Genomic DNA, 11,276 nt, shown 5'->3' on the forward strand with positions numbered 1-11,276 from the left:
CCAATACGCGTTGCCTTTTCAAGGGAAGGAGAGACTCGTGCAGATTGTCCAGAACCGTCGCCGTTTCCTTACAGGCCTGTCTGCGCTCGCAGCCGCGGGTCTTGCAAAGGGCCGCAACGCGGCCGCCGCCGAAGCGGCACCTGAAACCACGACCGCCCGCTTTGCGGCGGCGCCTGGTATCTGCATCGCTCCGCAGTACGTCGCCGAGGATCTGATCCGCGCAGAGGGGTTCTCAGATTTCGGCTTCGTGGCCGCCGAGGCCGGTATCGCCCAGACCGAGATGCTGGCGCGCGGGGACATCGACTTCGGCATTGACTTTGCCACGGCCCTAATCATTCCGGTCGACACTGGCGCACCGATCAAGGTGATCTCCGGAGTGCATGTCGGCTGCTACGAGTTGTTCGGACGCGAGGACATCAAGAGCATCGCGGATCTCAAGGGCCGCAAGGTCGGCGTCGGCGGCAATCTATCGTCGGATCCACATATCTTCGTCAGCGCCATGGCGACCTATGTCGGCCTCGATCCGCAACGCGACATCGAATGGATCGTCGGCGAGGCAAAGCCGGCCGAGCTCTTCGCCGATGGCAAGGTCGACGCCTTCCTGGCTTTTCCGCCTGAGGCTCAAGACCTCCGCGCCCGCAAAGTCGGCCACGTCATCCTCGACAGTTCCAAGGACCGACCGTGGTCGCAATATTACTGCTGCATGCTGGCGGTCAACGCCGCGTATGCCGAGAAAAATCCAGCCGCCACCAAGCGGGTCATCCGGGCGATCATCAAATCGGCCGACATCTGCGCGGCTGAACCGGAACGGGTGGCACGCCTTCTGGTGGATCGCGGACACACGGAACAATACGACTACGCTGTGCAGTCGCTCCGCGAGCTCCCATACTCTAATTGGCGCGACTTCGATCCCGAGGACACGATGAGGTTCTTCTCGCTGCGGCTGCATGAAGCTGGGATTGTCAAGTCGAGCCCAAACGAGATCATCGCGAACGGCACGGATTGGCGCTTTTTCAACGAGGTCAAGCGCGAGTTGAAAGGCTGAGTCTGCTCGTGCCGAGGGGAGAGGAGACGTGACATGGAGATTGTCCAGCGCCGCCGCCACTTCATGATGGGCCTGTCGGCGGTCGGCGCCGCGGTCCTCGTCAAAGTGCCGACATTGGCTCATGCCGAGCCGGCGCCAGAGACCACGACAGTGCGTTTGCCAAGGACGTTCCGCGCCCTTTGCGAAGCACCCAAGAATATCGCCGGGGAGCTATTGCGCGCCGAAGGGTTCACCGATGTACGCTACATAGACTTGGCCGTCGACTCCGATCCGTTCGCGATGCTCGCAAACGGCGAACTGGATTTCGCCACCGACTTTCCGCCAGCGCACATCATGGCGATCGAAGCCGGCATGCCGATAAAGGTGGTCACCGGCCTGCACTCCGGCTGCCTCGAACTGATCGTCAACGAAAGCATTAACAGCATCTCCGACCTCAAGGGCAAGAGGGTGGGCGTGTTCGCGCTGACGTCAGCTCCGCACGTGCTCGTGACCCTCATGGCCGCCTATGTCGGTCTCGATCCCGCCACCGATCTCAAGTGGGTCGCGAACCCGGACGTCAGCTCGATGCAACTCTTTAACGAAGGAAAGGTCGATGCCTTTCTGGCGGTGCCACCCGAGCCGCAGGAGCAGCGCGTCCGGAAGGTCGGCCACACGATCCTTAATACGACCGTCGACCGGCCATGGTCGCAACACTACTGCTGCATGCTTGCCGGCCGCGCGGACTATGTCGACAGACACCCGGTGGCGACCAAACGCGTGCTGCGAGCCATCCTCAAGGGCGCCGACATCTGCGTGTCGGATCCGCAACTGGCTGCGCAACTATCGGTCGACGGCAAGTTCACCGATCGATACGACTATGCATTGGAGGGCTTGCGCGGAGCGCGCTACGACGTGTGGCGGGAGTTCGACCCCGAAGACACGATGCGCTTCTACGCACTGCGGATGAACGAAGTCGGCTTCATTGAGGCCGGCCCTAACAAGATTATCGCCAACGGCACGGATTGGCGCCTCCTCAACGAGATCAAGCGCGAGATGAAAACGTGAGCGAGTGGCCGGCGCGCATCTTGGTGCTGGCGCTGATGGCCGGGCCGGCACACGCGCACGACGCGCGGCACGACGAGCGCCTGCCGACGATCGGACAGGCGCCGGACTTTACCTTGGTATCGCAGGATAGTGTGCGCGTGTCGCTGCACGACTTTCGCGGCAAGGTGGTCGCCGTCTCATTCATCTATACGCACTGTACCGACGTCTGCCCCATGCTGACCGCCCATATGGCCAGCGTGCAGGAGGAGTTGGGTAATGCGTTCGGACCCCAAATCGCCTTCGTTTCGATCACCGTCGACCCGGAGCGCGACACGCCCGATGTTTTGAAGGAATATGCACAGAATTTTGGCGCCGATCTGAAGGGCTGGTCGTTTCTTACCGGTGATCCGGCGATTGTCCATGAGGTTGGACGGAAATACGGCGTCATCGCGAAGAAAACGGTGGACGGAGATGTCGACCATACCTTGCTGACGTCGCTCGTAGACCCCAATGGCATCTTGCGAGTACAGTATCTTGGCGTCCGGTTCGACTTGGAGGAGTTCCGGGATGACCTTGTCAGCCTCTTGGACGAATCCAAATAGCATAACGAACCGGCTCGTTGGCTGGGTTGCCCGGCTGCCGGCGCGCGTCCAGACCAAGCTCTTGATCGCGTTCCTGTCGATCGTCGGCCTGCTGATCGTGCTCGGGGCCGTCGGGTTGCAGGTGCTGAGTGGGGTCAACGATCAGACCAACGAGCTGATCAAGCTGCAGCGCAGGATCGCGGCCTATCGCCAGGTGCAGCACGATACGACCACCCAGCTCTACGGCATCTCCACCGCCCTGTTGCTTCAGGACAACCGGATGCTGGATGGGGCGCTGCGCCAGCTCAACCAGTTTGGCTATGACCTCGACCGCATGGAGTTCGTCGCCAAAGCCGAAGTGGAAGTGCTTGGCCAGGTCAGGCAAGAGTACGAACGGCTGACGGCCGGGGTGACGCACGTGGCAGAGCTCGTCCGCGCCGGTCGCACGGACGAAGCGCGCAAGGTTCAGCTGGACGAGATCATGCCGTCGGCCGACCGCCTCGAGCGGCTGACAGACCAGCTGGTCAACATGGCCGAAGCCGACATGGTGGCGGCCATCGAAGCGAGCGAGGGTGCGTACGGCACGTCCAGACTGATCGTAGTCTCGTTTGCGGTGGGCAGCATCCTGCTCGCGCTTGCGCTTGGCTACATCATCTCCTGGTCGTTGATCGAACCGGTCAAGAAGATCGAGACGCGTCTCAGTCAGATAGCGGCCGGCGACTTCGCCCAACACGTTGCCGTCGCCAATCGCGACGAACTTGGAGTGCTCGCCGCTAACGTCAACCAGACCTCCGACCAGCTGGGGCGCTTGTATCAGGAGATTGAGACGCGCACCCAGCAGCTCGATGAAGCCCTTCAGCAGCAGACAGCCACTGCAGACGTTCTGAAGGTCATCAGCCGCTCTACCTTCGATCTGCAGGTTGTGCTCGATACGTTGGTGGAATCGGCTGTCAGGCTCTGCCGTGCCGACAAGGGTGGTATCGTGCAGTTGTTGGATGGCGTATTCCGCTATGTGTCGACGCATGGCTACCCGCCCAGTTTCAGCGCCTATGTCGACGCCAATCCACTTCCAGCGCTTGCCGCAGGCCGGGGCTCCGCCGTGGGGCGCGTAATCGAAGAACGGCGGATGGTGCAAATCGAAGACGTGACCGCTGATCCGGACTACCGCGTTGCCCTGATCGCTGAGGCCGGCGGATTCCGCACCGTCCTCGCTGCTCCGCTGTTACGGGAAGGTGATCTCGTTGGCGTATTCGTCATGACGAGGGTTGAGCCGCAATCTTTCAATCCCAAGGAGATCGCGCTCGTCGAGACATTCGCCGACCAGGCGGTGATCGCCATCGAGAATGCGCGGCTCTTCGAGGCGGTGCAGTCACGAACGCGCGAGCTTGCCGCGTCTGTTGGTGAGCTCGAGGCGCTTGGTGAGGTGAGCAAGGCGGTCAATTCGACGCTGGATCTCGACACGGTGCTGAAAACAATCGTCGCCAAAGCGGTCCAGTTGTCGGAGACGGATGCTGGCACCATCTACGTGTTCAGCAGCACGCGGCAGCAATTCCGTCCGCGCGCAAACTTCGGTATGAGCGATGAGCTTATCGCCGCAGTCTCACACCAGACGATCGGGCTGGCCGACATGGGGATCGGCGACGCACCCGGGCGCTGCATGCCGGTGCAGTTTCCCGACCTCGGCCAGGAGACCTCATCCTTCCTTGTAAGAAAGACGATCGTCGATGCCGGATATCGCGGTATCCTGATCGTTCCGCTGCTGAGGCCCAACAAGATCGTCGGTGCACTGGTCGTCAGGCGCCACAAGCCAGGTGCCTTCCATGAGCAAGTCGTCCACCTGCTGGAGACCTTCGCAGCCCAATCGGTGCTCGCGATCCAGAATGCCATGCTGTTCCGCGAGATCGAGGAGAAAGGCCGGGAGCTGGAGACCGCCAGCCGCCACAAGTCCCAGTTCCTCGCGAATATGAGCCACGAGCTCAGGACACCGCTCAATTCGGTCTTGGGCTTCACAGAACTGCTGGTCGACGGCATCTACGGCGAACTCCCGGACAAGGCGAAGACGACCGTCGCGCGCGTGCAGGCAAACGGCCGCCACCTCCTCGGGCTCATCAACGACGTACTCGACCTTTCGAAGATCGAAGCCGGCCAGCTCACGCTGGCGATCGAGGACTACTCGGTCGCGCAGGTTGTTCGATTGGCCGTTACGGCTGTCGAGCCGCTGGCACGAGCGAAGGGTCTTGAGCTTTCAACGACTGTTGCCGAGAACCTTCCAATCGGCCGCGGGGACGAACGCCGTTTGACGCAGGTCCTGCTCAATCTTGCAGGCAATGCCGTCAAGTTCACCGAAACGGGTGCGGTCGACATTCTTGCCGGCGCGGTAGACGGACATTTCGAGATCACCGTCCGGGATACAGGTCCCGGCATCGCGTCCAAGGACCAGGGTCTCATCTTCGAAGAATTCCAGCAGGTCGACAACAGCAGCACCAGGCAGAAGGGTGGCACAGGTCTCGGCCTGGCGATCTCGAAGCGCATCGTCGAAATGCATGGTGGGACCATAGACGTCGAGTCCGTGCTCGGGTCAGGATCGACATTCCGGCTGAAGATACCAATCCGGGTGAATGAGGAAGTGAGGGCCGCATGAGCAAACGAATCCTGATGGTGGAAGACACCGAGGACAACCGCCAGATCATCCGCGATCTCATTGCCACCACCGAATACGAACTGATCGAGGCGGCGGACGGCGCCGCCGGCATCGCTGCAGCGGGAGCGCACAGGCCAGACCTGATCCTTATGGACATTCAGCTCCCGGTGATCGACGGGTATGAAGCGGCCCGCCGCATCAAGGCTGACCCAACGGTGCGGCACATCCCGATCATCGCCGTCACCTCCTACGCGCTGTCGGGTGATGAGGCGAAAGCCCTTGCTGCAGGTTGCGATGGCTACATTGCCAAGCCCTTCAGTCCGCGCGAGCTGCTCGCAATGGTTCGGCAGTTCCTTTCCTGAAGGAGACAACGTCTTGCATGATCCGCCCCGAATTCTCGCGGTCGACGATACTCCGGAAAACCTCGAGATCCTGCGCATGCGCCTCGAGGCGAATGGCTACGAAGTGGCGACCGCCGCCGATGGTGAAGAGGGGTTTGCAAAAGCTCGCGAACTCACGCCGGATCTGATCCTGCTCGACATCATGATGCCGAAGCTCGACGGTATCAGCGTGGTTCGCCTGCTCAAGCAGGACATCTCGCTGCAGGCGATTCCGGTCATCCTCGTCACCGCGAAGGCCGATACGCGTGATCTTGTCGAGGGGCTGGACGCCGGGGGTGACGACTACCTGACAAAGCCCTTCGAGCACAGGGCGCTGTTGGCGCGGGTGCGCTCGATGCTTCGCCAGAAGGCGCTTCACGATACCGTCGCAAGTCAGGCCCAACTCCTCCAGGAACAGGCCGCACAGCTTTCCAATTGGAACCGCTCGCTCGAGCAGACCCTGGCGGATCAGGTGATCGAGATCGAGCGAATGGGCCGACTCCGGCGTTTCCTGCCCGAGCAAGTCGCCGACCTGATCCTTGCGGCGGGAAATGGCGACGCGCTTCTGCAAAGTCACCGTCGCGAGGTGACCGTTGTCTTTTGCGATCTACGCGGCTTTACAGCCTTCGCCGAAACTGCCGAACCCGAGGAGGTGATGGCGGTGCTTGGCGAATATCACGCCTGTCTTGGTGAACAAATCGTCCGCCACGAGGGAACTCTTGAGCGGTTCGTGGGCGACGGTATCGTTGTGGTTTTCAACGATCCACTGCCCTGCGCCGACCATACCGAGAGAGCCGTCTGCATGGCTACGGCGATGCGTGATGCGATTGACGAGCATTCGGAGCAATGGCGCAAGCGCGATCACTTGCTCGGCTTCGGAATCGGCATCGCCCGAGGCCATGCAACCATCGGGCGGATCGGTTTCGATCAGCGCGCCGATTATGCAGTGATAGGCACAGTGTCGAACCACGCCGCCCGATTATGCGAGGAAGCCAGGCCACGCCAGATTCTCGTCAGCCAGCGGGTCGTTGGTGCCGTCGAATCCCTGGTTGAGTCCGTCGCCGTTGGCGAACTGACGCTGAAGGGCTTTCGCCGATCGATGCCTGCCTATGAAATTGTGCGGTGGATCGGTCGGCCAAGCTAGGGATCACTGTGCCTAATGAGATAGATCGGCTCCTGCGCTGAATGGGCCATACAATGATGCGGGCAGCTAGACCGATCAGCGATCGGACGGCCTTGAGCTCCATGGCCGTTGCTCCCTATTCGCCTCGCTCGGGGAAACTTCCCAACGTCAGCTCGCAAGGCACGTTACAGATACCTGGTTGGCTTCTTTCAAGCCCGGTCGCCACAAGGCGCGACAGGAGTGTCCGGAAGTCCAGCCCAACCTATGAAGAGCGCCTGGACAAGATGGCCGTAGCGGATGGGTGCAGCGTCCGTGGCGCAAGCCAGCCCTCTGCCAACGCGAACTTTGGACCCGATCCAGTCGTCACGTGGGATGAACTCGAACGTCTCGAATTGGTTCGAGAAGGCGCCTTTTGGCAATTACCCGATGGATCCGTTTTGTCAGCGCCCTGGAAGGTACGAGGGTTCCGTAAAAGGGCTTGGCCTTGGCTGAGAGCATTGCCCTCGCCACGAACGTTGAGAAGGCGTATGGTCGTTAATCGTTGGCTGAAAGCGTTCTTGGCCAGCGACTGAAGAACGAGAAGACTCCCGCCTTTAACAGGGCGTGCTCCAACTCGCGATTACTCGGCGCGCTCACGCATTGTCCGTCCTCTATTGGGGTCATTTGGTCGATTCCTAGGGATGATCAATTTGCCAAAGGAGCGTCCCGATGAAGCTAATGCAGAATCGTCGCATATTCCTGACCGGCCTGTCGGCGATCGGCGGTGCCGGGCTCTTCAATGTTCGCACATCCAGTGCGGCCGGGGAGCCTGCTCTGGAAACGACAACCGTCCGCTTGGGGCAGTGGGTCGGAGGCGCTTACTGTTGGGCGTCCATCTACCTTGCCGGAGAACTTCTGCGCGCCGACGGTTTCACCGATATCCAATATGTCGAAGGCGACACCCACCTCGACAATTCCAAGTGGCTCTCCGCCGGCCTGATCGATTTCGACATGAACATGCCGTCGATGCACATTAGGTCCATCGACGCCGGCGTGCCGGTGAAAGTGCTGACCGGCGTGCATTCCGGCTGCTTCGAGTTGATCGGCAACGACAGCGTCCGCAGCATCAGGGATCTGCGTGGAAAGCGCGTCGGGGGAGGGTCGGTGGAGTCGCATCCTCACATCCTGACGGCTCTCATGGCCAACTATGTCGGGCTTGATCCCGTGCACGATATCGAGTGGGTGGAGGGTGAACAAGCCCCAATGCAAATGTTCATCGACGGCAAGGTCGATGCCTACATGGCAGGTCCGCCCGAACCGCAGATCCTGCACGCCCGGAAGATCGGCCATACGATCGTCAACAACGGGACCGACCGCCCGTGGTCGCAATACTTTTGCTGCATGGTTGCCGGCAATGCGGACTACGTGAGCAGATACCCGGTCGCGACGAAGCGGGTGTTGCGCGCCATTCTCAAATCCGCTGACCTGTGCGCTTCTGATCCGTCGTTGGCGGCACAGCAGCTCGTCGACCGAGGCTTTCTACCCAACTATGACGAAGCGCTTGGGACGCTGAACGGTGCTCAGCACGACAAGTGGCGCGTGTTCGACGCCGAAGACAGCGTGCGCTTCTATGCGCTGCGCATGCAGGAGACCGGCATGATCAAGTCGAGCCCGCAACAAATCCTGTCCAACGGAACGGACTGGCGTTTCCTCGAGGAGCTCAAACGCGAGTTGAAGGCCTGAGACCCTAGCAGACGCAGTCACGCCTTGGCGCTGGTCATAGCGCGGGCGAGTGAGCACGACGCGCCGAAGGACGAGCGCCTGCCGACAATCGGACTGGCTCAGGACATCACGTTGACATCGCAGGACGGGACGCGCGTGTCGCTGCGCGATTTTCGCGGCGACCAACGCGGCCGGATGGTGGCAGCAACCAGCCTGCAGATATTAGTTGTCTCTGGAGGACTGCTGTTTCGTGGGAGCAGCCGTTTCCATCAACAGCAACCACACGGCAACAAATGTCGCAAACGTGAGCGCCATTCCGCTGGCGACCTCCATCTTGGCCGCAACGACGGTGCTAGCCGTTCTCGACTGCGGCACTGCGTTGGTCGCTTGCTCCAGGAGGCGACATTCCGGTGTTATCAGAACGTTCGTGATTCGGGGCCTACCTACCGAAAATCGCACACTTCATCGAATCTGCGGCTGGGGTTTGGGAAGGAGAGCGTCATGATTGGCCCGCCGCTGCCTCGTGTGGGGCAATTGGCGGCGCCGCAACCCACGCCCTCTGGCACTCGGCATTGCGCTGATTGAGGGACAACATGCTGCGCGTCGCATCCGACCGGCTGAGGCCGGTCATGGCACCACGTCGATCAGCGCCGGAATTCCGCTGAAGACATGATAGACGGTCCAGGACCGATCCGCCTCGACGCGGCGGCCATATTGACGGTCCGCGAAGTCGCGTCCCGATGTCCCACCCTCATTTTCCTAGACCGCAAGCCCGGCGGCGTTGCACTGCCGATCGGTTTCGTTGCTACGGGCACTCATGGCGTTGGCCTTTCCTCATTGATCGCTTCCGTGGCCAGAACGCCGGAATAGAGCGTTGCGCCCTTCGCGTCGGCGATCGTCATGGCGTCCGGCCGCTGCGGCATGTTCAAGGTTTTGGCCAAAAGCCTGGCGATCTCGAGCGCATGGTCGAGGTTGGCCGCTTGCGCCGTCTCGCGCCCGACCACGGCATGCGCATCGTCCGAGGTTCGGGTGCGATAGAATTCGATCACGATCTTCATCGTCATCCGTGCCCGTGTCGCTACGTCAGTTCTTGCCCTTGCCGCGCAGGGCATTGATATCGGCTGCAACTCTGGTGTGGGCGCCGAATACGCTTTCAGGCTTGGGCGGGACCTTCTCCTGCGTCGGGTTCCCGATCTTCCGGCTAAACCATTTCTGTCCCTTTGACACGTTCGAAGATCCTTTCGATGAGCGTTGTGCTGTCACCGGGCGAAGTGTCGACCGGTTCGAGACTGTCCTGCATCGCCACCCGTTCATGAAGTTCGACGTCGCTGCGGATGCGGTACTGCAGCGAATTTCCGCTCGGCGGGAGCCTTGCTGTGACGCGGTAGATTTCCGCGGCCTTTGGAAACGTGCCGATGCCGCTCTTCAGCCGGACAGCTTGTCCGACGGCAAAGAGATGCGTTGCGGCTTCGCGGCGGACTGGGCGTGCGTTGCGTTGCATCAGGGTTGTGGTTCTCATGATTGTCTCTCGTCCAGCTCCAGCGAGGCTTGAAGCAATGCCGGTTCGATCGGCACCATCTGCTGCGTAGCTCCGCTCGCGGTGATCGCCGGAGGTGAATGAAGGTGGCCACGCGGCGCCATGCGATCTGGGAAGTCCCTTCGAGGGCCTCCTCGTCATGGTCAACCCGATACTCTCCGGGCGGTTGCGGTGTATCAAAGCCGGGCAGCGAAAACGCCGACTTGAAGCGAACGACTGTATTTGTGGTGCGGCTGGTCATGAATTGCGGCTTTCCGCGGAAACGGGCGGCTGCGCCTTTCCGTATCAGTCCCACTCGAACCGCCGGGACGATGCCCGACGCTGCCAGTACATCCGTGGTCAGCGTCGGTTTCATTCCAGGATCCGAACGGAACGAGATGTGCGCCGGACCGGCGCATGCACTCATTTTCGAGAATTCGGTGGTGAATGGCGGGGCTCTGACACAAAGCCAACTCGACCCAAATCAACAAGTTTTACCTATGCGCCTCAATTGAGTTCCAAACAAGGTCGGGCCTCCTTTATTTGATCTTTGGAATAATAACCCGCATCCGCGAAATTCAAGCCGGCAGAAAGTTTTCCTCACATCCGAACGAATTTCTGGCGTCTCGAATTATATCATTCGAATTCTTGGCCATTGGCCAGAAATAATTCTGGCACTCCTATCTATCGAGTGCCAACGCGCCTATATCAGGGGTAGCGGCCGCCTATGCTGGCCCCAGAAAGAAGTTCCCCATGAAATTCCGGCCACTCCACGATCGCGTCGTCATTCGCCGCGCCGAAGGCGACACCAAATCCAAGGGCGGCATCATCATTCCCGACAATGCCAAGGAGAAACCACAGGAAGGCGAAGTGATCGCCGTCGGCCCGGGCGGACGCGACGAGAATGGCGCGCTTGTTCCGCTCGACGTCAAGGCCGGCGACCTGATCCTGTTCGGCAAATGGTCGGGCACGGAGGTCAAGATCTACGGCGAGGACCTTCTGATCATGAAGGAGGCCGACATCATGGGCGTCATCGACAAAGCTGTCGAAGCCAAGAAGGCCGCCTGACTGGAGCGGCGCGTGTCCCTCAAGGCGCGCAAAGGTCGCTCCAGTATTTGAAAGAACAAGCGCAGCGCGTTCCGCGCGGCGACCGTTCCATTCCAAATTCGACGGGATAAAAAATGTCTGCCAAGGAAATCAAATTCTCCACCGACGCGCGCGACCGCATGCTGCGCGGCGTCGAAATCCTCAACAACGCCGTCAAGG

At 60.7% G+C, this 11,276-nt stretch carries 10 protein-coding genes and 1 pseudogene; 8 read left to right on the plus strand and 3 right to left on the minus strand.

The window, feature by feature from the left end:
- The first annotated feature begins 37 nt into the window (after positions 1 to 37).
- From NKI41_RS26830 to NKI41_RS26860, 7 genes are all read left to right on the plus strand, one after another.
- Positions 38 to 1,045 (plus strand): ABC transporter substrate-binding protein, encoded by a 1,008-nt coding sequence (locus tag NKI41_RS26830; protein WP_352542841.1) that lies wholly within the window; start codon positions 38 to 40, stop codon positions 1,043 to 1,045.
- Between the two features lie 33 nt (positions 1,046 to 1,078).
- On the plus strand, positions 1,079 to 2,089 hold the full coding sequence (locus tag NKI41_RS26835) for an ABC transporter substrate-binding protein (RefSeq protein ID WP_352685825.1): 1,011 nt from the start codon (positions 1,079 to 1,081) through the stop codon (positions 2,087 to 2,089).
- Positions 2,086 to 2,670 (plus strand): SCO family protein, encoded by a 585-nt coding sequence (locus NKI41_RS26840; RefSeq protein ID WP_352542843.1) that lies wholly within the window; start codon positions 2,086 to 2,088, stop codon positions 2,668 to 2,670. The genes NKI41_RS26835 and NKI41_RS26840 overlap by 4 nt, the downstream gene beginning before the upstream one ends.
- The gene (locus NKI41_RS26845; protein WP_352685826.1) at positions 2,636 to 5,290 is read left to right on the plus strand and encodes a GAF domain-containing protein; all 2,655 of its coding nucleotides are present in this window, start codon (positions 2,636 to 2,638) and stop codon (positions 5,288 to 5,290) included. The genes NKI41_RS26840 and NKI41_RS26845 overlap by 35 nt, the downstream gene beginning before the upstream one ends.
- Complete coding sequence (locus NKI41_RS26850) at positions 5,287 to 5,652, plus strand: response regulator (protein ID WP_352685827.1); 366 nt, start codon at positions 5,287 to 5,289, stop codon at positions 5,650 to 5,652. Before NKI41_RS26845 ends, NKI41_RS26850 begins: the two co-directional genes overlap by 4 nt.
- Complete coding sequence (locus tag NKI41_RS26855) at positions 5,570 to 6,814, plus strand: response regulator (RefSeq protein ID WP_352685828.1); 1,245 nt, start codon at positions 5,570 to 5,572, stop codon at positions 6,812 to 6,814. The genes NKI41_RS26850 and NKI41_RS26855 overlap by 83 nt, the downstream gene beginning before the upstream one ends.
- Positions 6,815 to 7,501: 687 nt before the next feature.
- Positions 7,502 to 8,515: an ABC transporter substrate-binding protein gene (locus NKI41_RS26860; protein ID WP_352685829.1), complete on the plus strand. Its 1,014-nt coding sequence runs from the start codon at positions 7,502 to 7,504 to the stop codon at positions 8,513 to 8,515.
- A 794-nt stretch (positions 8,516 to 9,309) separates the two neighbouring features.
- On the opposite strand, the gene NKI41_RS26865 is transcribed toward NKI41_RS26860, so the two are convergent.
- The 3 genes and pseudogenes from NKI41_RS26865 to NKI41_RS26875 form a co-directional block, all read right to left on the minus strand.
- Positions 9,310 to 9,552: a hypothetical protein gene (locus NKI41_RS26865; protein ID WP_352542957.1), complete on the minus strand. Its 243-nt coding sequence runs from the start codon at positions 9,550 to 9,552 to the stop codon at positions 9,310 to 9,312.
- A gap of 143 nt (positions 9,553 to 9,695) precedes the next feature.
- On the minus strand, positions 9,696 to 10,013 hold the full coding sequence (locus NKI41_RS26870) for a hypothetical protein (RefSeq protein ID WP_352542956.1): 318 nt from the start codon (positions 10,011 to 10,013) through the stop codon (positions 9,696 to 9,698).
- Positions 10,010 to 10,272 (minus strand): annotated as a pseudogene (locus tag NKI41_RS26875) (hypothetical protein). The gene NKI41_RS26870 and the pseudogene NKI41_RS26875 overlap by 4 nt, the downstream one beginning before the upstream one ends.
- Before the next feature lie 491 nt (positions 10,273 to 10,763).
- Between NKI41_RS26875 and NKI41_RS26880 the strand changes: the two are divergent.
- Complete coding sequence (locus tag NKI41_RS26880; RefSeq protein WP_352542955.1) at positions 10,764 to 11,078, plus strand: co-chaperone GroES; 315 nt, start codon at positions 10,764 to 10,766, stop codon at positions 11,076 to 11,078.
- Positions 11,079 to 11,276: the final 198 nt, after the last annotated feature.

It is taken from the genome of Mesorhizobium sp. M0601 (assembly GCF_040320845.1).
Lineage (GTDB): Bacteria > Pseudomonadota > Alphaproteobacteria > Rhizobiales > Rhizobiaceae > Mesorhizobium.

Coding starts and splice junctions, on each gene's coding strand:
- NKI41_RS26865 (WP_352542957.1), bottom strand. CDS start 9,552: ATGAAGATCGTGATCGAATTCTATCGCACCCGAACCTCGGACGATGCG.
- NKI41_RS26870 (WP_352542956.1), bottom strand. CDS start 10,013: ATGAGAACCACAACCCTGATGCAACGCAACGCACGCCCAGTCCGCCGC.
- NKI41_RS26850 (WP_352685827.1), top strand. CDS start 5,287: ATGAGCAAACGAATCCTGATGGTGGAAGACACCGAGGACAACCGCCAG.
- NKI41_RS26860 (WP_352685829.1), top strand. CDS start 7,502: ATGAAGCTAATGCAGAATCGTCGCATATTCCTGACCGGCCTGTCGGCG.
- NKI41_RS26845 (WP_352685826.1), top strand. CDS start 2,636: ATGACCTTGTCAGCCTCTTGGACGAATCCAAATAGCATAACGAACCGG.
- NKI41_RS26880 (WP_352542955.1), top strand. CDS start 10,764: ATGAAATTCCGGCCACTCCACGATCGCGTCGTCATTCGCCGCGCCGAA.
- NKI41_RS26835 (WP_352685825.1), top strand. CDS start 1,079: ATGGAGATTGTCCAGCGCCGCCGCCACTTCATGATGGGCCTGTCGGCG.